Consider the following 23,454-nt stretch of genomic DNA (forward strand, 5'->3'; position numbering starts at 1 on the left):
CCTCCCGCACGTCCGGCGGTCCCCGCACCCGCCCGACGGCCGTGCGCGCCCCGCCCGTCGCGTCACGTCTCTCTCCCCCACCGTCCTGCCCGCTCACCGCGTCCGGTCCCGCGCCCGCGAACCCCGTCGATGCCCATCGATACGCATCGACGCCGACGGAAGGAGGTGCACCCGTGTTCACCAGCAGGGACGTAGCCCGTCTCGCCGGGGTCTCACAGAGCACCGTCTCCTATGTCATGACGGGCAAGCGCCCGATCTCGGAGGAGACGCGCAGACGGGTCCAGGCCGCGATCGGTCTGCTGTCGTACCAACCGAACGCGGGGGCGCAGGCACTGGCCGGCCGGCGGACGCGGGTCATCGGGCTGGTGGTGCCGGTCGGCGGGGACTTCGGCGACCAGGGTGTGGTGCCGTTCCTGGAGACGATCACCCAGTGCGCCCGGGAGGCCGACCACGACGTGCTTCTGGTGACGGCGGACGAGGGGGCGGCGGGGCTGACCCGGCTCGACAGCCGATCCCTGTGCGACGCGATCGTCATGATGGTCGTCACCGCCCATGACGCACGGATCCCGGTACTCTCCTCGCTGCGCGTGCCGGTGGTCCTGATCGGCGTCCCCGACGATGCCACCGACCTCCACTGCGTGGACATCGACTTCACGCAGGCCGGCCGGCTCGCGGTGCGGGAACTGGTCGGCACCGGGCACCGGCGCGTGGTGGTCGTCGGACACCCGCCGCACACGGTGGCGCGGGACAACAGCTTCGTGGGCCAGTTCCAGCACGGCGTCGACGAAGCGGCGGCGGCGGCCGGCATCCGCACCGGCCTCGTCCAGCTGCCGGAGTCCTCCCCGTCGGGCGCCCGTACGGTGGTGGACGCGGCGCTGAGCGACGCCGTGCGAGCCGACGGGCTGATCGTGCCGCACACCTCGGCCATTCCCCATGTGCTGGGAGCCCTGCTCCGGCGCGGGACGGTGCCCGGCCGTGACATCTCGGTCGTCGGTCACTGCACCGACTCGGCCGCGGCCGAGATGGAGCCGCCGGTCACGAACGTCTCGCACGCGCCCCGCGAGATCTCCCGGCGCGCGATGCGCACCCTGTTCGCCCTGCTGGACGACGGAGGCGGGAACCCGCCGCCCTTCGGCGTCGAACTGGTCCCCTCGCGGTTGACCCGTCGCGCGACCACCGTCCTCACCCACCTTCCCTGACCTGACCCGCCTTCCCCGACCTGCGCGGCCGACGGCTGCGGAGCAACAGGTGGCACGCTCCGAGTCCAGCATGGCCCCTCCGTCGATGCGTATCGACGACCGCACACGGTCCACTCGTCGATACGCATCGACACCCACCCCTCACACTCCACAGTTCCGCACGCACCACACGGGTCGGACTGCGGCCGTGTCGGCCGCAGGTCCCGACCACAGCCAAGAAACGCCCCTCGCACTGAAGGTAAAGGAGCCAACGGTGTCCGAGCACGACAACGAAACTTCCACACGGCCCGTCAGAGCGGCGCTCGCGTCCGCGGTCCCGGGCCGCCGTCACCGTCCGGTGGTGACGCGGCGGCGTCTGGCCGCGACCGCCCTGACGATGGCGGTCGCCCTGACGGGTGCCGCCTGCGGCTCGGGCGGATCGAGCGACGCGGCGAAGGGCCCGGTCACGCTGACGTTCTGGGTGAAGTCGCCGTTCCCCGACAGCAAGGTCCTGCTCGACCGGTGGAACAAGCTGCACCCGGACATCCACGTCAAGCTGGACGTCGTGGCGGCCAGCGGCAACACCATCCCGCAGGCCAAGCTGCTCCTCGACGTCAAGGCCGGCAAGGCTCCCGATGTCGCGATCTTCGACACCGAGTACCTGCCGCAGTTCGTCACCACGGGCTCCGTGCTCGACCTGGACACCGTGTCCGGCGGGCACGCCTCCGCACTGGGCACGAACTTCGAGTCGTGGGCATGGGACACCGTCCACGTCGGCGACGGCCTCTACGGCCTGCCGATCGACTCGGGCCCGCTGAACCTCTACTACCGCAAGGACCTGCTCGCCAAGTACGGCCTGAAGGTACCGACGACCATGGACGAGTACGTGCAGGTGGCGCAGGCCCTGCACAAGAAGGACCCGAGCGTCTACCTGGCGGACTTCCCGACCAACGACGCCTCCCCGTTCAACGCGATGGCCTGGGCGGCCGGAGCGACCCCGTTCAAGGTGAAGGGCAACACCTGGGTCGTGGACATAGCCGGCAAGGAGTCGCTGAAGGTCGCCGACACGCTGCAGAAGCTCCTCGACTCCAAGTCGATCATGACGCTCCCCCAGTTCTCCAGCGAGTGGTCGCAGGCCCTCAACACCGGCAAGCTCGCCACCTGGATGAGCGCTGCCTGGGCGCCCGGCCCGCTGAAGTCGGTCGCCCCGAAGACGGCGGGCAAGTGGGCCGTCGCCGCCATGCCGCAGTGGACCCCGGGGGTGGCGTCGACCGGCAACTGGGGCGGTTCCTCGGCGGTCGTCTTCAAGAAGACCGCGCACCCCGCACAGGCCCTGGAGTTCGCCAAGTTCCTCACCACCGACCAGGACGTGTGGACGAAGTACTGGATCCCCAAGATCACCATCTATCCCACCGACCTGAAGGCCCAGAAGTCCGAGGTCCTCGGCAAGCCCGACAGCTTCTTCGGCGGACAGAAGATCTACCAGCAGATCTCGGCCTCCAACCACACGGTCGCGCACGACTTCAACTACGGACCGGTGGCCCACGAGTGGTTCACCACCGAGCAGGACTACCTCAGCCAGGCGGTCAACGGGAAGATGACCATGGCCGAGGCGCTGCGGGCGACACAGAAGTCCGTCGTGGCGTACATGCGCAAGCAGGGCATGAACGTGACCGAGGCGTCCTGATGACGTCCACCATCGACAGCGCTCCGCCCACGCGCCGGTGGGCGGAGCCGGTGGCGGGCAGGCCGCGACGGATCCGCCGGAACCGCGGACACCGCATGGCCGCGTACGGGTTCCTCGCGCCGTTCGGGCTGGTCTTCGCCGGCCTCTTCTTCTTCCCGATCGGCTACGCCCTCTACACGAGCCTGTACCGGCAGACCTTCAGCGGCCTCGGCTTCGGCGGGTCCCAGCTGAAGTTCGTGGGCCTGAGCAGCTACGTGACCGTGTTCACGACCCCGGAGTTCTACCACGGCGTCCTGCGGCTGCTCGCGTTCGGCGCCGTGGAGGTCCCGCTGATGCTCGGCCTGGCGATCGTGCTCGCCCTCCTGCTCGACTCCCGGCTCGCGGTGTTCAGACGGCTGTTCCGGGCCGCCTACGTCCTCCCCTACACCGTGCCCGGAGTGATCGCGGCCCTGCTGTGGGGATTCCTCTACCAGCCGGGCCTGAGCCCGATCGACTCGGCGACCCGGGCCATGGGGTTCGGCGAGGTGAACCTCGTCGGGACCGACCTGGTCCTGCCCTCGATCGGCAACATCATGATCTGGGCGGGTGCGGGCTTCAACATGCTGATCATCTACGCCGCCCTGCAGTCGATCCCCGCCACCGTCGTCGAGGCGGCCCGCATGGACGGGGCCGGGGAGATCACGATCGCGCTGCGCATCAAGCTGCCGATCGTCCTGCCGGCCGTCGTGATGACCGGCCTGTTCACCATCATCGGCACGCTGCAGCTGTTCAACGAGCCCGTCATCCTGTCCAACATCTCGAACGCCATCGACAGCAGCTACACGCCGAACATGATGGCCTACGACGCCGCCTACGGGAACAACGACCAGCCCCTGGCGGCCGCCATCTCCGTCTCCCTGGCACTGATCACCTTCGTCCTGTCCTTCGGTTTCCTGCGCCTGACCTCGCGCGCAGCGGGCCTCGCCGCCCCCCGGGAGGGATCATGAGCGCCGTCGTCCGGACGGCCGCCCCGAACCGCTCGAAGTGGACGCTCGGACGCGTCCCGGTCGGGCTGGTGATGGGCCTGTTCGCCCTGTACTTCGTCCTCCCGGTCTGGTGGCTGATCGTGGCGGCCACCAAGGACTCGGGGACGCTGTACTCCAGCTTCAGCCTCTGGTTCGCCGGGCCGGACCGGCTCCTGCACAACCTGCGGCTCACGTTCACCTACGAGCACGGCATCTACCTGCGCTGGCTCGCCAACAGCATCGGCTACGCGGTGATCGGCGGGGTGCTCGCCACCCTGCTGGCCGCCGCGGCGGGCTACGCGTTCGCCAAGTTCCACTTCCGGGGCCGCTCGTTCCTCTTCACGCTCGTCCTCGGTGGTGTCCTGGTCCCCCAGGCCGCCCTGGTGCTGCCGCTGTTCCTGATGATGAGCGCGGCCCATCTGACGGACACGTACTGGTCCGTGCTGCTGCCCTCGGTCGTCGACCCGTTCGGGGTGTACCTGGCGCGGATCTACGTGCAGTCGATGGTTCCGGACGACCTGATCAGCGCGGCCCGGGTGGACGGCGCGAGCGAGTTCAGGATCTTCCGGTCGATGGTGCTGCCCACTCTCACTCCGGGCCTGGTGACCATCTTCTTCTTCCAGGTCGTCGCCATCTGGAACAACTTCTTCCTCGCACTGGTGATGCTGAAGAACTCCTCGCTGTACCCCGTGACCCTCGGTCTGGACGTGCTGAACGGCCAGACCCAGACCATCGGTGCCTCCGCCGACCTGATCAGCGTCGTGATGACGGGGTCGCTCGTGTCGGTCCTGCCGCTCGCGGCCGGTTTCTTCTCCCTGCAGAAGTACTGGCGTCCCACCCTCGTCGGCACCGGCTTCAGCGGATGACCTCACCTGGCTCACTTCTTCGAGGAGCACCTGTGACACGGCGGTTCGAGTTCGGCGGCGGGCGGGTGGACCTCGGCCCCGAAGGCTCACCGGTGGCATTCCGGCACCCGGCGGATCCGGACCGGCTCTATCTGCTCGACCCGGCCAGGGACACCTGGCACGGGCCGGACCACGGCTGGGGCTCGGGCTTCGCGATCACCTCGCGCGGCTCCGGCCGCTGGCAGGCACCGCGGGAGACCGAGTGGCGGGCCGACGGTGTGACCGTCCGCCACCGGCCGCTTCCCGGGCTGGAGTTGGAGGTCCGGCGCCGGGTCGAGGGGGACCACTACACCGAGCGCTGCACCTGGACGAACACCGGCAAGGAAACTCTGCGCGTCACGGGGCTCGGCCTGAACGTGCCGGTCGGGGACGTCTACGACACCGCGTCGGGCGCGCTGGCCCGGAGCTGTCACGCGCATGTGTTCACCGGCGGGGCCTGGTCGTGGGTGCTGGCCGAGCCGATGGCCGGCACTCCTCCGCTCCTCGGCGTGATCGTCCGCACGGGCGCGCTGTGGGCCTACTCGATCGAGTCGCGCAACTCCGCCACCTGGTCCGACATCCGCGGCCACCTCGTCGTCCATCCCACCGACCACGCCCGCAACCCCGAGGCGTTCGGCGGCCAGCCGGTCCTGGAGCTGGCCGCCGGGGAGGCCTACGTCCTCGCGTGGGAGGTCGGCTGGTACGACGACCGGAAGACGTTCCTCGCCGCCACCGACGCACCCGCCGAACTGCCGTCCCTCACCGCTCCGTCGGGGGCGGACCTGGATATCCGTCTCGCCGAGGGCGCGGTACTCGCCTCCCCGTGCGACGACGGCGTCCCGTCCCACCCCCACGGCGTGCGGCACATCGAGGTCGAGCGCGCCGGCCGCCGCAGCCGGACGGCCGTCGCCACACTGGCCCCGGTACGGGAACTGGTCGAGGCCCGGCTCCCCCGCATACTCGGCGAACACCGCCCGCACGAACGCCCGGAGCCGAAACGCTACGCGTTCCTGCCGGTGGACCGGCGGACCGGCCTGACCCAGACGGAGAACGGCTGGGGAGACTGGACCGACGGTGCCGAACGCGTCTGCATGCCCGTGCTGTTGCAGCAGGCCCGGCGGCGGGGCTGGGGGGACGCGGACGCGATCGACGACGCGCTGCGGGGCTTCGCCCGGTTCGCCCGCGGGCACCTGATCGAGCCCGACGGTTCGGTCCGCCGGAGCAGCCGCCCGGCATCCGAGCCACTGCGGCTCTACAACACACCTTGGCTGGCGCACTTCTTCCACGACCAGTTCGCCCTGTACGGCGATCCGGCGGACCTGGACACCGCGGCCCGGCTGCTGGAGTCGTCGTACGCCCTCGGCGCCGGCGGCCACCTGCTCATCGGGCAGCCCGAGGCGATGGCCGCGGTGGCCGACTCGCTCGACGGGCGGGGCGAGACGGCACGGGCGAGGCGGCTGCGGACGTCGCTGGCCGAACACGCGCTGGGGTTCGCCGACCGGGGCACGGCCCTTCCCCGGCACGAGGTGAACTACGAGCAGTCCATGGTGGCGCCGCTGGTCAGCCTGCTGGCGACGGCATACGGCATGGCTCCGGACGAACGGCTGCTGACGGCGTTGCGTACCTCCCTGCCGTGGCTGCGCGCCTTTGGCGGGCCCCAGCCGCACGTACGGCTCCGCGACATCGGGATCCGGCACTGGGACGGGTACTGGTTCGGCGCCGACCGGCTGTGGGGCGACACGTTCCCGCACTACTGGAGCGTACTCACGGCGGTCGCGCTCCGGCAGCTTCCCGAGCCCCTGCGGGACGCGGACACCGAACGGACGGCCGACGCGATCTTCGCGGCCAACCTCGTCGACTTCGCCCCCGACGGCCTGGCGACTTGCGCCTTCGTGCTGCCCAGCTGTGTGGACGGGCGTCCCGCGCACCGGGCGGATCCCCTCATGAACGACCAGGACTGGGCTCTGGCCCTGTTGCTCCGATCCGACGAGAGCCGCTGAGGCCACACCCCACCTTCCTCGACTTCCCCGACCATCTGAAGGAGCACCCGTGTCCCGTCCCGACTCCGCCGACGCACGCCTGGCGGGCCTGCGTCAGCGGCTGCAGGGCCTCGCCTACGGCGGCGACTACAACCCCGAGCAGTGGCACGCCGCCACCTGGCGGGAGGACGTCCGTCTGATGCGCGAGGCGGGCGTCAACCTGGTGACCGTCGGCGTGTTCTCCTGGGGCACGCTGGAACCGAGGCCCGGCGTCTTCGAGTTCGGCTGGCTCGACGAGGTGATGGACCTGCTGGCCGAGGCGGGCGTCGGCGTCAACCTGGCCACGCCGACGGCCGCGCCGCCCTCCTGGCTCGCCCACGAGTTCCCCGAGACACTGCCCGTGGACGGTGAGGGCCGCCGGGTGGCCTTCGGTTCCCGGGTCCACTACTGCCAGTCCTCCCCGGTCTTCCGCCACCACGCGGCCCGGATCACCGAGCGGCTGGCCGAGCGCTATGCCGGCCATCCCGCGCTGGCCATGTGGCACATCGGCAACGAGTACGTCGGCTTCGGCTGCCACTGCCCCGCCTCCGTCGCCCACTTCCGCCGCTGGCTCGCCGACCGCCACGGCACGGTGGACGCGCTGAACGAGGCGTGGGGCACGGCGTTCTGGGGCCAGCGCTACGACTCGTTCGAGCACATCGGCACTCCCGCTCCGCGCTCCCGGCTGATCTCGGGTCCCAACCCGGGCCAGCTGCTGGACTTCGCCCGCTTCTGCGACGCGGCGGCGCTGGAGTGCTACACCGCCGAACGGGACATCGTCCGCCGGCACACCCCCGGCGTTCCCGTCACCACCAACTTCATGGGTTCCTTCAAGCACCTGGACTACTGGCGGTGGGCGGCGGAGGAGGACGTCGTCGCCCTCGACATCTACGCGGGCCCGCGCGATCCCGAGGGCCCGCTGGCGGCCGCGTACAACTTCGACCTCATGCGCTCCCTGCGCGGTGGCAAGCCCTGGCTGATGCTGGAGTCGGCGACCGGGAACAACCTCACCGACGGCCGCAACCACGCCCGTCCCGCAGGGCAGTTGAGGCCCCGCTCGCTGCAGGCGGTGGCCCGGGGCGCGGACTCGGTGATGTTCTTCCAGTGGCGTGCCTCCCGGGCCGGTGCCGAGCGCTACCACTCGGCGATGGTCCCGCACGGCGGCACCGGCACCCGCACCTGGCGGGAGGTGACCGCGCTGGGCCGGGACGTGGCGAAGCTGGGCGGCCTGGCCGGAGGTGCCAACGACCGCGCCGACGTGGCCGTCGTATGGGACTGGGAGAGCTGGTGGGCCCTGGAGGGCCCCGACCACCCCGCCAACGACCTGCGTTTCACCGACCGGCTGATGGACCACTACCGCCCGCTGTGGCACGCCAATGTCCCGGTCGACTTCGTCCGCCCGGACGACGACCTCACCGGCTACCGGCTGGTCGTCGTCCCCAACCTCTACCTGGTGGACGACGCCGGCGCCGCCAGTCTCACCGCATACGTCCGCGCGGGCGGCCACCTGCTGATGTCGTACTTCTCGGGCATCGTCGACGAGTACGACCGGGTCCGTACCGGCGGCCATCCCGGTGCCTTCCGCGAACTGCTGGGCATCGGCATCGACGAGTTCGCCCCCATGGTGCCGGGCGAGACGTGCGGGCTGAGCCACGCCGGCCACGGCGGCACCGCCACCGACTGGCAGGACGTCATCGAGCTCGCCGGGGCCGAGGCCCTCGCCACCTACACCGACGGCGACCTGAAGGGATCCCCGGCCGCCACCCGGCACCGCTTCGGCACCGGCACCGCCACCTACATCGGCACCGCGCCCGACCGGGACAGCCTCCGCCGTCTCGTCCTGGACTGCGTCTCCGGCGCCGGGGTCGCCCCCGTCCTGGACACCCCCGAGGGCGTCGAGGCCGTCCGCCGCCGCGCCGCCGACGGGACCGGACACCTCTTCCTGCTCAACCACACCACGGACCAGGTGACCGTCGACCTCGGCACCGGCCCGGCCCGGCACCTCGACGTACTGACCGTCGAGACCGCGACGACCGCCGACGGGAGCCTGCACCTGCCGCCGTACGGCGTGGCGGTCCTGCGCGACACAGCCCCCACCCCCCGTGAAAGTCGATGAGGAAGGACGAGCACAGCCATGTGGAGACCCTCGGCCGCCGACCGGCGGCACACCCCCGGTGACGCGATACGTCACGTCGCATACGGACTCCTCGCCAGCCTGCTCCTGCTCAGCGGGCTGCTGTTCCCCGGCACCAGCTACGCGGCCAACGCCCAGCTGGGCGTCGACCTCTCGCAGAGCACCGGGGACATCCTCCACGGGGCGTCCGGGTTCCTGTACGGCCTGGGCGACCCCGGTGTCCCGACCGAGAACGTGCTGCAGCCCCTGCACCCCCAGCAGGCCGCGCAGAAGCCGCAAGGGGGCCTGCAACACCCCAGCGGCGACGCGTTCGACGTGGCTCCCGAGTACGTGGACAGCGGCGTCAAGGAGATCCAGATCTACCTCCAGGACGACTACCGGTACTGGCCCTACGAGAACGACGGCCTGACCGACTACCTCGGCAAGATCGACTCCATGGTCGCCGCCGTGAAGGCCGACCCCAACTACGGAAAGTACGTCTACGTCCCGTTCAACGAGCCGGACTGGATCTGGTACAGCGGGATGTTCACGAACTCCACCACGGAGCAGCAGTTCTTCGCCGACTGGAAGACCGTCTACGACCACATCCGCGCGCTCGACCCGACGACGAAGATCGCCGGCCCGAACTTCAGCAGCTACAACAGCGGCGTGATGTCCGACTTCATGACGTACGCGAAGGCGAACAGCGTCCTCCCGGACGTCGTCACCTGGCACGAGCTGCAGAACAACTCCTTCACCGACTACTACACCCACTACAACGCCTTCCGCGCCCTGGAGACCTCGCTCGGCCTCTCCGCGCGCCCGATCACCATCAACGAGTACACCCGCTCCTCCGGCGACCTCGGGGTGCCCGGCCAGCTCATCCAGTGGATGACCCGCCTGGAGAACACCAAGGTGAGCGGTGACCTCGCGTACTGGGTCACCGAGGGCACCCTCAACGGCCTGACGACCCACAACAACGAGGCGACCGGCGCCTGGTGGCTCTACAACTGGTACGGCGAGATGACCGGCAAGACGGTCACCGTCACCCCGCCGACCCAGAGCGGTTCGCTCCAGGGCATCGCGACGCTCGACTCCGCCAAGAAGCAGGCGCGCGTCGTCTTCGGGGGCACCTCGGGCTCAACCGACCTGGTCGTCAAGGGATTCGGCTCGGCGTCGTACCTCGGCAGCACCGTGCACGCCATCGTCGAGACCACCGGCAGCACCGGCACCGAGGACGCCGGGGGCCGCCCCTCGGTGGTGGAGGAGGGCGACTACACCGTCAGCAACGGGCAGATCACCGTCAGCGTGCCGAACATGACGGCGACCTCCGCGTACCAGGTCATCATCACCCCGGCCACGAGCCTGTCCGCGGCGGACGTGCCGACCCGGTACGAGGCCGAGTACGCGGACCTCAGCGGCAGCGCCCGCGTGACCTACGGCTCCAACACCGGTTACTCCGGCACCTACTTCGTCGACGGCTACGCCGGTTCGAGCAACGCGAGCACCAACTTCGTGGTCTCCGCCCCGAGCAGCGGCTACTACGACGTGACGCTGCGCTACTCGGCGGGCCCGTCGAGCGGCGCGCCGACGAACAGAACCACCCGCGTCACCGTGAACGGGTCCAAACTGACCGACCTGGCCCTGACCGGCACGGCGAACTGGAACACCTTCGGCACCAAGACCGTCACGATGTTCCTCTCGCAGGGCATCAGCAGAATCGACTACGGCGCCTACACGAGCGACGACAGCGACAACATCACCGTCGACTCGATCGACGTCACGTCGTCGACCTCGGGCACGATCAACAGCTACGAGGCGGAGTCCTCCACCAACACCCTCGGCGGCACCGCGACCACCGAGACGGACACGGCGGCCTCCGGCGGCGGTTACGTGGACTGGCTCGGCAACGGGGCGGCGAACACCCTGACCTTCAACGGTGTCACGGCGGCCTCCTCCGGCCTCTACCGCATGGTCGTCACCTACGCCAACGGCGACAACCGCGGGGACGGCGGCAACGACTACAACATCATCAACCGTTACGCCGACATCTCCGTCAACGGCGGTACCGCGCAGCGCGTGTACTTCCGCAACACCCGCGGCTGGTCGAACTACTGGACCACCACGGTCGACGTGAACCTGACCGCCGGCAGCAACACCGTCGCGTTCGGCAACAGCTCCGCCTACGCCCCCAACATCGACCGGATCCAGATCGCACCGGCCATCGGCGACGGCAGCACGTCGTACGTCAAGCTGGCGAACCGGACCACGGGGCTCGACATCGACGGGGCGGGACGCACGGCCAACGGGTCCGACGCCGGCCAGTGGCCGGCCGGATCGACGGCCAACCAGGAATGGTCGATCGTCCCCGACGGCGGCTGGATCCGCCTCAGGAACCATGCCACCGGGCTGTATCTCGACGGCCTCGGCGCCACCGCCAACGGCTCGGCCACCGGCCAGTGGAGCGACCGCACCGACACCAGCCAGGAGTGGATGGAGGTGACGGCGGGCGACTACGTACGGTTCCGGAACAGGGCGACGGGCCTGTACATCGACGGCATGAACCGCACCGCCAACGGCTCCGCCCTCGGCCAGTGGAGCGGTAGCAGCAGCACCAACCAGCAGTTCCAGATCATTCCGCAGTAGCGGAACCCCATGGCAGCAGGGGTGACCGCCGCACTCGGTCACCCCTGCTTCGCCGTGCGGTCCCGCCGACGCGCGAGGGGGCTCCGGCTGTCGGCCGATGACCGGCAGTCGGCGGTTTCCCCGGACCGGCGGCCGGCCTCACGGGCGCACCCCAGCGGTACCGGGACGCCCCGGCCGCACCCGTCGTCACCGCGGCGGTGGACACCGCCGCGTGCTCGCCGTCGGGGTCAGGCCTCCAGGAATGCCAGGGTCTTCGCGACGAAGTCGTCGTGGTACTGGAACACACCGCCGTGCCCGGCATCGGGGTAGAGCACCAGCTCGCTGTTGGGCAGGCGCCGGGCGAGATCGACCGAGTTGCTGGTGGGGACCATCAGGTCGGCCTCGCCGTTGGCCACCAGGACAGGCTGCTGGACGACCGACAGATCGGCCGGCTTCTCACGCCCCCAGGCGTGGATCGCCTTGAGGTGCGCCCGGGTGGTCTGCGTCGAGCCCGCCGCGTCGCGGTTCGTCTTGCGCTCCTCCAGGCGGGCCAGGTACTCGCGGGCCGCGAGCTGACCGTTCTTGGTCTGGGTGAAGAAGAGGTAGCGCTTGGGGTGCCGGAACGTCAGCGCCGCCTTCACCACGTTCAGGATGGAGATCCGGCCGACCTTGTCGATGCCGACACCGCCGGCCGGACCCGTACCGGCCAGCACCATCCTGCGGATGAGCTGCGGCTCCTGTTGCACCATGGCCTGCGCGACGAAGCCGCCCAGGGAGAAACCGACCAGGTCGACCTGGTCGAAGCCGAGGGCCCGGATGAACGCGATGGCATCGCGGGCCATCTCGGCCACCGAACCGGGGGTCGCCCCCTCCGACGAGGCGACGCCCCGGTTGTCGAAGGCGATGACCTCATGGCGGGCGGCGAGGCCGTCGATGACCCGGGGGTCCCACTCGTCCAGGTTCGCATTGAAGTGGTGCAGGAAGACGACCGGAACACCACCTTCCGGGCCGAGCCGCCGGTAGGAGAGCCGCACCCCGTTGACGGGAATGGTCTTCGTCGGCGTGTCGATGTAGGAGTTCGTCGCGTTCTGTGTCGCCATGATGCTGCCTCGATTATTTCGTGGTGGTCGTAGGGGACGGCCGGCAAGGAGCCCACTCTGTGCAGCCGCGGAGTTCGACCGGGGCGCCACGCACCGGCCGGGGAGGCGACGGCGAGAAGGTGCCGTTCACTCGCACGACGGCCGAACCGTGCTCATCACGGGCTGACCAAATTAGATTACGGTCGAAATATATGGCATCGCAGAAGGATCGCGTCAAGAGGCCTGCTCGACCCTTCGGCACCCCGTGGCCGAGGTGAGCGGCCACACCCGCCTCCCACCCATTCCCCTTACAGGGATCTGTTGCGCGCACCAAATAACGAAGTTATGTTACAGGCCATGAAACAAGACTTGGCAGGCCGAAGGCTGGTCGTCACCGGAGCGGCGCGCGGTATCGGGGCACAGGTGGCACGGGTCGCCGCGGCCCGGGGTGCCCGGGTGGCCCTGCTCGGGCTCGAACCGGACCGACTGCGTGATCTCGCCGACGAGCTGGGCCCCGACGTGCCCTGGCAGACGGCGGACGTGCGCGACGGGGCCGCCCTGAAGTCGGCGGTCGACGAGTGCGCGCGCAACCTGGGCGGAATCGACCTCATCCTCGCCAACGCGGGGGTCGTGGCCTTCGGGACCGTACGGCAGACGGACGACGCGTCCTTCGAGCGCGTCATGGACATCAACGTGAACGGTGTCTTCCGCACCCTGAAGCACGCGACTCCCCACCTGGAGCGCAGCCGGGGCCATGCGATGGTCGTGTCGTCGGCGCTGTCCTTCATGCCGCTCGGGGGAATGGCCGCGTACGGCGCGAGCAAGGCCGGAGTGGAGATGCTGGCGCTGGCCTACCGCCAGGAGGTGGCCCATCTCGGCGTCACGGTCGGCCTCGTGCACCCGTCGTGGATCGACACGGACCTTGTCCGGGGTGCCGAGGGCGACCTGCCCTCCTTCCAGGACCTGCGCAGGCGGCTGCCGTACCCCGGCAACGTCACCACCAGCGTCGACCGGGCGGCGACCGCGATCGTCGACGGACTCGCCCGCCGGCGCGGCCGCGTGTACGTCCCCGGTGCGATCGCCGTGGCCAACTGGGCCAAGGCGGCCATGAACTCACCGCTGGCATGGCCCTGGGCGAGGCGTTTCGCAGCGAAGACCGTGCCCACGCTCGAACGCGAGGTGGCGGCACTGGGACGGCACGACCAACTCGTACCGGGTACGGACACCTCCACCCGGGGGGCGAGTTCGTCCTAGCCCGGTTCGCCGCGGGCGCGCGCTGCCGGACCCCGCGGGTGGAGCGTCGATCAGCCCGGTGTCTTCGCGTCGAAGCGGCGCAGTCCCGCTTCGTGCGAGGCCTGGGCACGCTCCCGTTCGTCCCCCAGGCCGACGGTGAAGTTCACCCCCATCGGCAGCAGGACCCGCGCCACCGGGTCCTCGACATCCGTGAAGTGCTCGGCCAGTTCGAGCGTGACGTAGCCGTGCACATAACTCCACAGCTGGGCGGTCACGACGTCGGCGTCCTGTCGCGTCACCCGGCCGGAGTCCAGGAGCCGTACGCACGCTTCGCGGATCGGGGCGTAGGCGCTCCGGAAGGCCGCCGAGCGTCCGCTGAACCGGAGGTCGGCATCCGCCAGCGGTCGGTATGTCGCGCGCGTGGACAGTCCGAACATCAAGTCGTACAGGTGAGGGTTCTCAGCGGCGACGCGTCGGCAGGTCAACGCCGTGACGAAGAGATCCGCGACCGGATCGTCGGACACCGGCAGCCGGGAGAACCTCCGGCCGAGCTCCTCGAATCCGTGATCCACGACGGCCCGGACCAGCTCGGGGATGCCGCCGAAGTGGCTGTACACCACCATCGTCGACAGGCCTGCGGCGGACGCCACCGAGCGCGCCTTGACGGCCGACGGCCCCTGCTCCGCCAGCAGACCGATCGTGGAGCCGATGAGCCGCTCCCGTACTCCCGGTGCCGCCGAGACTCTCGACGCGTCTCCCATATGCCCACCAGACACGGATAACCTAGTTATAAGATCTTGAAGCATCAGAATACACGTCACACGCGGCTCGGCGTCGCGGGCGCGGGACCGCTCACGGCCGCACTCCCGCCGGCACTGACCACCGCACTCCACGAAACTCGGTGCAGCCCGAGGACGGCAGGGAACACTGCGGGCCCGTGCCGAGGTCAGGGGCGCGGAAGGGAGACCGGACTCCGGCTTTCCGGCTTCAGCCGTCCGGGCGTCGAGGTGCGGCAGGATCGGGGGGCTGAGACCGCGGGCGACATGGGAGAAGACCATGGCGCGGCCGAGGATGCGGAAGGCGCACGAGGCCGTGTCGGTCACCTTCGCGTTCCGTCGGCCGTGCCCCGTCCGCACCTGCGGCCCGCGACTCACTTCGAGGTGTGCTTCTCCTCGAACCGCCGCACCTCCGCGGCGAGTTCCGCGTCCTCGGCGGTGTGTCCGCCGAATCCGGCGTGCGGCATCGCCTCGAAGACGTGGAGCTCGGCCGCCACCCCGGCGGCCAGCAGCCTGCGGTGCATCCGCACGGTGTTGGACAGGAACAGATCGCGCGTACCCGTCTGCAGGAAGGTGGGCGGGAAACCCGTCAGGTCGCCGAACAGCGGCGAAAGGTACGGATGCGCCAGGTCGTGCCCGCCCGCGTAGAGCAGATTGGGTCGCATGAGCGATCCCGCGTAGTCCAGCCCCAGGTTGGTCCGGAAGGAGTCCCCCGACTCGGTGAGATCGACTTCCGGGGTCAGGAGCACGAGGGCGGCCGGCATCGGCAGCCCCTCGTCCCTGGCCCGGAGGAGCAGCGCGGCCGCGAGGTTCCCGCCCGCCGACAGGCCACTGACGATGATCTTCTCAGGCGGACGCTCCTCCAGGGCCCGGCGGTAGACGGCGAGGCAGTCGTCGAGCGCGGCCGGGTACGGAGACCGCGGCGGCATCCGGTAGTCGGGGGCCCAGGTGATCCCGTTGCGCCGTGAGGCCTTCTCCGCCGCCATCATCCACGCCAGATCGCCGCCGCACATGACGAGTGCGCCACCGTGGATCTCGATGAACAGCGGCGCCTCGCCGTCCTCGGCGACAGTGCTCGGCCTCAGTACGTACGTGGTGACGCCACCCCGCTGTTCCTCCGTGTGTGTCAGCAGATCCTCGGAGGGCAGACGCGAGGAGTACTGCTCGCGTGTCAGCGTCTCCCCCAGCTCGATCCATGCCGCCCACCCCTCGTGGTCGTCGAGGTCCGGCGGCGAGGGCGCCTCGGGCGCGCCGGGGGGCGGCGCCGTGGAGAGTGCCGTGAGCAGTTGCTGCGCCGGTTCGCTGACGCTCACGGGTGTCGGCACACGCGGGTCCCGGGCCATCACGGTTTCTTCGGCCACAAGCCACTCCTGATCGTTCTTGTTTCACTTGTAGATGCGAGGTCGTCGGGTCTGCCGGTGCCCTGGGAGGGCTCCGTCGCGCCGGGCGGCCGCACGCAGGCTCATCCCGCGCGGGGGACCGTGCGGGGTCGACTGCGGACCGAGTGTCCCGGCGGGCCACGACCCTGCTGCGCGGGATCACGACGGTCCACGGGTGATCCCGAACCAGGAAGCACCCGACGTGCTTCTTCCTCGACTCACCACGTGAGCAAGATTATGAGCGGAGCGGGTTCGGGGTACGCCCCGCCGTCCGGCGGGGATTTCGCCGAGATGAACCGACACCCGGCGGGCCGCCCGAGCCGAATGACGCGCCTTCCCGCCCGAGCCGTCTCCCGCCCGCGCTCTGGTGAGACTGGAGGCACAGGTCGCAGCGGCTCTGGGCAACGTGGGTTTTCCTCCACGCGAACCACGCGACCTGCAACTTCGCATTCGAACCGAGCGGCGGACCGCCGAGTGGAAGGCCCGCTATGCGGTCCGGTCCGGGGTCGAGGACACGGTCAACGAGTTCGCCCACGGCCACGGCCCGCGACGCTGTCGCTACCGAGGGCAGAACGAGGCCCGCCTCCAACACGTCCTGACCACCATCGCCGTCAGCATCGAGCGCCTCAGCCGACTGCCACCGACCGGAGAAGGACCCTCGCCCCGGCAGCGGACCGCCTTCCAGGGCTACCTTGATCAACGCGAGATCCCCCGCTTCAAGTCCTGGCGAACTCTCGGCAGCCGGCCTCTCCCGTTCCAGGATTCCCGACATGTGTGAGCGACGAGAACCGAACCCGCGCTTCAGCGTGAGGATGTAAGGAGCTGAGTTCCGCCGGTTGGCATCAGGATCTCCGGGCCCGAGGGCCGGGGTCCGGGGTCCGAAGTTCCTCCGCGTCCGCACCTCGGCACCGGCCCGGAACGCCCCCGGAGGGCCGAGCCTCCGGGGTTTGCGCCCTGTCAGGAGGCGCTCGGCGGATCGTTCGCCGGCTCCGTGCCGGGGTGATGCCCGGCCAGGGCCCTTGCAGCAGCGAGGATCCCCGTGAAGGTCATGGTGAGGATGCCGCCGATGGCCGACGCCTCGTACACGTCGGAGATGACGAAGACCCGGCCGCCGACCTCCACGGTGGCGTCGGAGGCGGTGAGGTAACCCGCGACGCCTTCGAGCGGGAGCAGGGCCCACATGAGGCTCGGCCATATCACGAACGTGCCGGCACCATCCGCTTCGGGCCGCAGCCAGCGCGCCTCCAGCAGCGCGAGGATCTGGAAGATGACCCAGCCGGTGAGCAGCCAGCCGAGAAAGTTCACCAACGGCACCCCCATGAAGCCGCTGGGGTGCGCGTAGGACGCCTTGGCCGTCGCGGTGGAGGAGATCGCGTCGTAGTGGAGATCCCATCCCGCGAGGACGAAGCTTGCCAGCACCGGCGTGACCAGGCGCTGTGCGGGACCGAGCGTCCTCGTGCGGGCAGTCAGGATGACCTTGGAGAGGGTCCAGGCGAGCCAGCCGTAGAACACGTACACCGTCGGGACGAGCGGCGGGACTCCCCAGAGCCGAGGACCCCCGAGGTTGTGGTGATAGGAACCGAACGGGAAGCCGACGGCGACGCTGCTGGCTTCCAGGAGGAAGGCCACCCCGTAGGAGATGACGACGTACCAGCCGAAGCCTCGCCAGCCCAGTGTCCGGGCGCCGTGCAGGGTCGCGAACAGGTACAGCAGCAGCATCGACAGGCCGGACAGGGCCGTCGCCGCGCCGGTTCCGGCGAAGAGCTGGGCCGCGGCGAACACGACTGCCCACGCGACGGCCGTCAGCCAGAGCGCCGCCGGCTTTCCGCTTCCGTGTCGGCCGGCCCCGTCATCGGCCGGCGCGGACGCCGGTGCAGTGAGGCCGGCATCGGTTGAACTCATTCCGTTCGGGCTTTCTCGGTGGGCGGGACAGGGCAAGGCCGACGGCCGTGGCTGCGCCGCGGTCCTGGGCGGGGCTCAGTCGCGGAAGGTTCCGCCGCCGTTGACGGACCACACCTGGCCGGTGATCCATTCGGTGTCGCCGGACAGCAGGAAGACGATGGTCTGCGCCACGTCCTCAGGTGTGCCGAGCCGGCCCAGCGGGCTCGCCGACCGCAGGTACGCCTGCATGTCGTCGTCGAACGCCTTGAGGGCCGTTTCGCTGAGCACCGCGCCCGGGCTCACCGCGTTCGCGCGTATGCCGCGGTTGCCGTAGGTGCGGGCCACGTGCCGGGTGATGGAGTTGATGCCCGCCTTGGAAGCGCCGTAGGCGACACGGATCTCCTCACCGTGGTTGGCTGCGCCCGACGTGACGTTGACGATGGCACCGCCCTGCGCCTCGAACAGGTGCGGAAGAGCGTGCTTCATGAGCAGTGCGGTACCGATCAGGTTGGCGCGGTTGGTCTTCTCCCAGATCTCGATGTCCATGTCGAGCAGTCCGACGTCACGCCCGGCGACCGCCGGGGACACCTCGGCGGCCACGTTGGCCATGCCGTCGAGCCCTTGCATCGTCTCCGCCGCGGTGGCCACGAACGCCTCGATCGAGTCCGCGTCGTACAGGTTGAAGTAGCCGCTGCCGGCCCTGCCGCCGTTCGCCTCGATCCGCTTCGCCACCGCTGCGGCGCCGTCGGCGTCGATGTCGCCGAGGAAGACGTGTGCCCCCTCCTCGCCCAGCCTGACAGCCGTTGCCGCGCCGATGCCGCTCGCGCTGCCCGCCACCACGATCCGAGCGTCCTTCAGACCTCGCATGCCTTGCCTCCACAGCATGTGCCGGCACCCGCCGCCCGGTCCGGCGGCGGATGCGGTTCTCTGCGGCCCGCGTCAAGGGCCGCTTGCCACGACCACCATATCCAACAGGTGTCGGATTGCCAACATCTGTCGAACGAAGTAGGGTGGCGACGTGACCACACAGCAGTCGCTCGATCGTCGTGTCCACCGCAGCAGGGCGGCGCTGGAGCGCGCCCTGCTGGAACTCCTGCAGGATTGCGACCTGACCGAGATCTCGGTGCAGGACATCACCCGGCGGGCCGACGTGAACCGGTCGACGTTCTACGAGCGATACAGAAGCGTGAACGACCTTGCCGTCAGCGCATGCGAATCGATGTTCAGCGAACTGGTCACGTCCGCGCCGCCCGTCGGCAGAAGCCCTTACAGTGCCGAGAGCTACCGCAAGGCCGTCGGTGCACTGACCGGACTGTTCGCGCACATCGCCGAGAACGCCCGCCTCTACCAGGCCCTCGTCGGCGACGGAGGCAGCGGCTATCTCGTCAATCACATGCTGCGGCAGTTGACCTCCGCAGTGCGCACCAACCTGGAATTCCCCGAGGCCGACCCGGTGGAGGACAGCGACGAACCGATGGCGACGTTCTTCGCCGGCGCGCTGCTCGGCGTCATCCTCGACTGGCTGCGACACGGCTGCCCAGGCACTCCCGAGCAGAGAAGCGCAGCCGTCTGGCCCCTGTTCCACGGCACCACCGGCTCCCGGTCGGACAGGCCTCAGGAAACCTGAACCAGCGGCATCCCCACGGGCGTTGCGCCGGACGTCGTCTGCCGAACCGGCCCCGAGCCGCGAAAACATTCTCGACTTGCGCCGCGCCAGGCGACTGCGTGCGGTTGTTCACGCGAGGAGGCCGGCTGCGTGCGTTGCCGTGCCGGGGGACCTGCTACCGCAGCCGACCGCGGTACAGGTCGAGCGTGTCGAGGCCGGCGAGGACGTACCGCGGATCACCGCCCGGACCAGGGATGACACCTCGGCGGCAGGCCCGGGGTGCAGGCAGCTGCCGGACTTGGCGCATTCACGTTACGTGTGGGATGTCGCGGACGAGGCGGTAGGCGAGCGCCCGGTCGTGACCGACTCATCGGTACGCCGCCTGTACTGCGAGAACCCCACCTGCCAGAAGGTCACCTTCGTGAAGCAGGTCCCGGGGCCCACCCGGCGGACCGGCCACGTCCGCCGGAATGGTGTAGCAGCGATCAACGCACAGCCCCTGCTCATGGGGCAGCCATCGCTCAACTCTGCGCGCAGAGAGGCTCGTTGAAGTCGCCGTTGACGATTCATCACACGATGGTCAGTGCATCCAGTCAAAGGTCTTACTGCTCAGACACTTGTCACTCGGTCAAGGTTCCTCTGTAATGTGCGATACGGCTTGGACGGCGAGAGGACGACGGCCCCGTCACGGCACATCCCGGTGTTGCCGCCGGGCGGGCGGACACGACAGCCGAGGCGAACGACCTGTTCAACTCGCCCACGGACCTCAGGAGTTCTCATGGAGGCCGCACTCTCGGCGCCGGCCTCCGGACCCCTCACCCCGGTACCTCTGGCGCTCCCCGTCCCACGAGTGACCGGAGTCGACTCACCTACGGCGTAAGGACCTCACCATGAGCGAACGGCTCACAGGGAAAGTCGCCCTGATCACGGGCGCGGCCCGGGGGCAGGGACGCGCGGAGGCACTCCAGATCGCCAAGGAGGGTGGGCACCTCATCCTCTGCGACATAGCCCAGCAGATGACGACCCCGCATTATCCACTCGGTACCGAGGCGGAGCTGGACGAGACCGCCGCCCGGTGCCGTGCCCTGGGGGCCCGGGTCCATGCCGATGTCGCGGATGTGCGCGACCTCCAGCAGATGGAGGACCTGGTGCGGACCGGCAGCACGGAACTCGGTTCGCTTGACATCGTCGTGGCCAATGCCGGCATCTACAGCATCGGCCGGCTCGCCGTCCCCGACGAGCGGACCGGGGTGGGCGTGGTCTCCCGGCAGCAATGGACAGAGATGATCGACGTCAACCAGACCGGCGTCTGGAACACCGTGCGCGCCGCCGCACCCGTGATGGTGGAACAGGGCCGGGGCGGGGTCATCCTGATCACCAGTTCCGGCGCCGGTCTGACAGCCTCGCCGAACATCGGGCACTACGGGGCGACCAAACACGCGGTCGTCGGCCTCATGCGGACCCTCGCACACGAACTGGGCACGCATCGGATCCGGGTCAACTCCATCCACCCTGGACAGTGCGACACAACCATGATCGACAACGTCGAGACCTGGCGCCTGTTCCGGCCGGACCTCGACAGCCCCACCCGGGACGAATTCCGTGACGTGGCCCTCCGTGTCAACGCTCTTCCCGTGCCCTGGGTCGAGCCGGTGGACATCGCGAACGCCGTCGTCTTCCTCGCGTCCGACGAGGCGCGGTACATCACCGGTGTCCCCCTTCCGGTGGACGCGGGCACGCTCGTCTGACGGGCCGCACCGCCGCCCCTCACGGCTTCGGGCATTCGCGTGTGTACCGTGTCGATCACCCGTCCCGGGTCCCCGGCCACAGGTCACAGGTCACAGGTCACAGGTACGGAAAACCCGTCGGAACGGAAGGCTCTGCCGAGTCATGGATATCGCGCACCGCCGAGTGAGGACCAATGGAGTGACCCTGCACGTGGCGGAGCTGGGCGAGGGGCCGCTGGTGGTCCTTCTGCACGGCTTCCCCGAGCTGTGGTACGCCTGGCGCCATCAGATCCGGAGCCTGGCCGCCGCCGGCCATCGAGTCGTCGTACCGGACCAGCGCGGGTACGGCTCGTCGGACAAGCCCGAGTCCGTCGACGAGTACACGATCCTCCATATGGTGGGCGACGTCGTCGGGCTCATCAAGGCGCTGGGGGAGACGAGTGCCGTGGTCGTCGGTCAGGACTGGGGTGCGCCCGTCGCCTGGACGACCGCGCTGCTCCGGCCCGATCTCGTACGGGGGGTCGTGGGTCTCAGCGTGCCGCCGGGTGGTCCCCTGCAGCCCATCCGGCGGGGGCCGACGCCGCCCGTCGCCGCTCTGCGGGAACAGCACGGGGACGATTTCTACATCGTCCGGTTCCAGCGCCCCGGTATGGAGAAGTTCTTCGAGAAGGACGTGCGGGCCAACATACGCGCCATGTTCAGCGACACCGGACACGCCGACCCCGGCGACCCCGCCCCCTCGTTGGGCGGCGCGCGGCGGAACCGGGCGCCGTCAGGAGCTCTTCCGGACTGGCTCACCGAAGAGGATGTCGACGCCTTCGCCGAGGCGTACGCCCACGACGGCTACCGTGGCGGCCTCGACTGGTATCGCAACATCGACCGGAACTGGCAGCTCCTCGGGCCGTGGGACGGTGCGGACATCACCCCGCCGTCCTTGTTCGTGACCGGGGAGCGGGACAACGTACGCACGTTCTTCCCGGTCCCGGCCACGGTCGAGGAGCTGCGCGAGGTGGCACCGAACGCTCGCGGCATCGTCATGGTGCCGGGGGGCGGCCACTGGCTGCAGCAGGAGTGTCCACAGGAGGTGACGGCGGCGCTGCTCGACTTCCTGCGGGGACTGCCGCAGGAAGTCGGCTGACCGGCCCGCCGCGCCGCTCCCGCCACCGGACCAGCTCAGGACAAGCCGGTCCTGGGCCCCGCCTGGGCAGCACAGCCCGGCCTGCTCCCCCGCACGGCCCGGGAACCGAACCGGCCAGGGCACCACAGAGCACCGCACGACAACACGAGAACGGGTCTTCGCCGTCGAGCCCGGCCAGGTCCCGCACCAGGCCGGGCGGGCCGCAGGAAGGCGCGCGGGCCGCTGATGGGCACGCGAGCAGGCGGACGGACAGCACGGTCCGTCGCCGAGGACCGGTTCCGGGGCCGCGCCTGCGGATCAGCCGACGCTGCCGTACCGCTCGTAGAAGCCGCGGATGTGGCCGGCGACGAGCCCTGTCGCCTTCTCGGCGTCGCCGGCCTCGACCGCGGCGAGAATGCCATGGTGCTCGGCAGCCAGGACCGCAACCGTGGCATCCCAGTCCTCCACGCGCGCGAACGCGGCCGTCATCTCGCTCCTGACCGCGTCCCGGAGCGCCTGCATCAGGTCCGCGGCGACGTCGTTCTGGGACGCGCGGGCGAGCCGGATGTGAAATTCGCTGTCGAGTTCGTGGAAGCGGTCATGGTCGAGACCCGGGCGGGCCATCTCCTCGGTGAGCGCGCGCAGTTCCGCCAGTTCCCCGCCGTCCGCCTCCGTGGCCGCCCGGCTCACCGCCAGCCGCTCCAGTTCGATACGTACGTCGATCAGGTCCCCGAGGCGGAACTGCGCCCGTGCGAGGTGCAGGCGCAGCAGATTGCCCAGCGCGTCGGTGGACCGCCCGGTGATCGGGGTGAACAAGTATGTCGACGACGGCGAGAGCGAGAAGATCGAGACACATCAGCTTGACCCGGCCTCGGAGGCACGGCAGATCGCCCGCCTGAAGCAGGTCCGCGCCGACCGGGACCCCGACCGCGCCGCAGCCGCCCGGGAGCGGTTGCTCGCCGCCGCGAAGGACGACGGCGCCAATCTCATGCCGGCCACCATCGAGGCGGCGGGCCCACCTGTCCATGGGCGAGATCACCGGCGCACTGCGGGAGGTGTTCGGCACCCACACGGAGACGCCGGTGTTCTGAAGGGTGATGTGCAACGGCGGGCAGGTCCGTGACGGCCGGGGAGCCCGGCGGGGTCG

General features: G+C 69.9%; 19 protein-coding genes. 13 read left to right on the plus strand and 6 right to left on the minus strand.

Features of this window, described 5'->3' with window-relative positions:
* Window positions 1–173 precede the first annotated feature (173 nt).
* The 7 genes from ACZ619_RS41450 to ACZ619_RS41480 all read left to right on the plus strand — a co-directional run bounded on the left by ACZ619_RS41450 (window position 174) and on the right by ACZ619_RS41480 (window position 11,530).
* Window positions 174–1,199 carry a LacI family DNA-binding transcriptional regulator gene (locus tag ACZ619_RS41450; RefSeq protein WP_469610796.1) on the plus strand — a complete coding sequence of 342 codons (1,026 nt, stop codon included), beginning with the start codon at window positions 174–176 and terminating at the stop codon, window positions 1,197–1,199.
* Between the two features lie 340 nt (window positions 1,200–1,539).
* Window positions 1,540–2,865, plus strand: a complete 1,326-nt coding sequence (locus tag ACZ619_RS41455) for an ABC transporter substrate-binding protein (protein WP_469610798.1) — start codon at window positions 1,540–1,542, stop codon at window positions 2,863–2,865.
* Window positions 2,865–3,851, plus strand: a complete 987-nt coding sequence (locus ACZ619_RS41460) for a carbohydrate ABC transporter permease (RefSeq protein ID WP_469610800.1) — start codon at window positions 2,865–2,867, stop codon at window positions 3,849–3,851. Before ACZ619_RS41455 ends, ACZ619_RS41460 begins: the two co-directional genes overlap by 1 nt.
* Window positions 3,848–4,735, plus strand: a complete 888-nt coding sequence (locus ACZ619_RS41465) for a carbohydrate ABC transporter permease (protein ID WP_469610802.1) — start codon at window positions 3,848–3,850, stop codon at window positions 4,733–4,735. The genes ACZ619_RS41460 and ACZ619_RS41465 overlap by 4 nt, the downstream gene beginning before the upstream one ends.
* A gap of 32 nt (window positions 4,736–4,767) precedes the next feature.
* A complete protein-coding gene (locus ACZ619_RS41470) occupies window positions 4,768–6,753 on the plus strand; it encodes a hypothetical protein (protein ID WP_469610804.1) in 1,986 nt (661 codons plus the stop codon).
* Window positions 6,754–6,802: 49 nt separating this feature from the next.
* Window positions 6,803–8,887, plus strand: a complete 2,085-nt coding sequence (locus ACZ619_RS41475) for a beta-galactosidase (RefSeq protein ID WP_469610806.1) — start codon at window positions 6,803–6,805, stop codon at window positions 8,885–8,887.
* 18 nt (window positions 8,888–8,905) lie between these two features.
* Entirely contained in the window at window positions 8,906–11,530 is a 2,625-nt protein-coding gene (locus ACZ619_RS41480; protein WP_469610808.1) for an RICIN domain-containing protein, read from the plus strand.
* A gap of 227 nt (window positions 11,531–11,757) precedes the next feature.
* On the opposite strand, the gene ACZ619_RS41485 is transcribed toward ACZ619_RS41480, so the two are convergent.
* Window positions 11,758–12,609: an alpha/beta fold hydrolase gene (locus ACZ619_RS41485; RefSeq protein WP_469610809.1), complete on the minus strand. Its 852-nt coding sequence runs from the start codon at window positions 12,607–12,609 to the stop codon at window positions 11,758–11,760.
* A 336-nt stretch (window positions 12,610–12,945) separates the two neighbouring features.
* Here ACZ619_RS41485 and ACZ619_RS41490 point away from each other — a divergent pair, with 336 nt between their 5' ends.
* Complete coding sequence (locus ACZ619_RS41490) at window positions 12,946–13,842, plus strand: SDR family oxidoreductase (protein ID WP_469610811.1); 897 nt, start codon at window positions 12,946–12,948, stop codon at window positions 13,840–13,842.
* A gap of 50 nt (window positions 13,843–13,892) precedes the next feature.
* On the opposite strand, the gene ACZ619_RS41495 is transcribed toward ACZ619_RS41490, so the two are convergent.
* Together ACZ619_RS41495 and ACZ619_RS41500 are read right to left on the minus strand one after the other, a co-directional pair.
* Window positions 13,893–14,582, minus strand: a complete 690-nt coding sequence (locus ACZ619_RS41495; RefSeq protein ID WP_469610813.1) for a TetR/AcrR family transcriptional regulator — start codon at window positions 14,580–14,582, stop codon at window positions 13,893–13,895.
* 389 nt (window positions 14,583–14,971) lie between these two features.
* Window positions 14,972–15,958 carry an alpha/beta hydrolase gene (locus ACZ619_RS41500; protein ID WP_469610815.1) on the minus strand — a complete coding sequence of 329 codons (987 nt, stop codon included), beginning with the start codon at window positions 15,956–15,958 and terminating at the stop codon, window positions 14,972–14,974.
* Between the two features lie 424 nt (window positions 15,959–16,382).
* On the opposite strand from ACZ619_RS41500, the gene ACZ619_RS41505 reads away from it, so the two are divergent.
* A complete protein-coding gene (locus ACZ619_RS41505) occupies window positions 16,383–16,754 on the plus strand; it encodes a transposase (RefSeq protein ID WP_469610862.1) in 372 nt (123 codons plus the stop codon).
* Window positions 16,755–16,933: 179 nt separating this feature from the next.
* On the opposite strand, the gene ACZ619_RS41510 is transcribed toward ACZ619_RS41505, so the two are convergent.
* Window positions 16,934–17,758 carry a carotenoid biosynthesis protein gene (locus ACZ619_RS41510; RefSeq protein WP_469610817.1) on the minus strand — a complete coding sequence of 275 codons (825 nt, stop codon included), beginning with the start codon at window positions 17,756–17,758 and terminating at the stop codon, window positions 16,934–16,936.
* A gap of 195 nt (window positions 17,759–17,953) precedes the next feature.
* Complete coding sequence (locus ACZ619_RS41515) at window positions 17,954–18,724, minus strand: SDR family NAD(P)-dependent oxidoreductase (RefSeq protein ID WP_469610818.1); 771 nt, start codon at window positions 18,722–18,724, stop codon at window positions 17,954–17,956.
* Window positions 18,725–18,875: 151 nt separating this feature from the next.
* On the opposite strand from ACZ619_RS41515, the gene ACZ619_RS41520 reads away from it, so the two are divergent.
* The 3 genes from ACZ619_RS41520 to ACZ619_RS41530 all read left to right on the plus strand — a co-directional run bounded on the left by ACZ619_RS41520 (window position 18,876) and on the right by ACZ619_RS41530 (window position 22,328).
* On the plus strand, window positions 18,876–19,484 hold the full coding sequence (locus ACZ619_RS41520; RefSeq protein ID WP_469610820.1) for a TetR-like C-terminal domain-containing protein: 609 nt from the start codon (window positions 18,876–18,878) through the stop codon (window positions 19,482–19,484).
* A gap of 869 nt (window positions 19,485–20,353) precedes the next feature.
* Window positions 20,354–21,211 carry a mycofactocin-coupled SDR family oxidoreductase gene (locus ACZ619_RS41525; RefSeq protein WP_469610822.1) on the plus strand — a complete coding sequence of 286 codons (858 nt, stop codon included), beginning with the start codon at window positions 20,354–20,356 and terminating at the stop codon, window positions 21,209–21,211.
* A gap of 142 nt (window positions 21,212–21,353) precedes the next feature.
* The gene (locus ACZ619_RS41530) at window positions 21,354–22,328 is read left to right on the plus strand and encodes an alpha/beta fold hydrolase (RefSeq protein ID WP_469610824.1); all 975 of its coding nucleotides are present in this window, start codon (window positions 21,354–21,356) and stop codon (window positions 22,326–22,328) included.
* 297 nt (window positions 22,329–22,625) lie between these two features.
* Here ACZ619_RS41530 and ACZ619_RS41535 read toward each other — a convergent pair whose 3' ends face one another.
* Window positions 22,626–23,123 (minus strand): FadR/GntR family transcriptional regulator, encoded by a 498-nt coding sequence (locus ACZ619_RS41535; RefSeq protein ID WP_469610826.1) that lies wholly within the window; start codon window positions 23,121–23,123, stop codon window positions 22,626–22,628.
* Here ACZ619_RS41535 and ACZ619_RS41540 point away from each other — a divergent pair.
* Complete coding sequence (locus ACZ619_RS41540) at window positions 23,116–23,430, plus strand: methylmalonyl-CoA mutase family protein (RefSeq protein ID WP_469610828.1); 315 nt, start codon at window positions 23,116–23,118, stop codon at window positions 23,428–23,430. The two genes, ACZ619_RS41535 and ACZ619_RS41540, sit on opposite strands and share 8 nt — an antisense overlap.
* The last annotated feature ends 24 nt before the right edge of the window (window positions 23,431–23,454 follow it).

This window comes from Streptomyces sp. NPDC104367 (genome assembly GCF_055583825.1).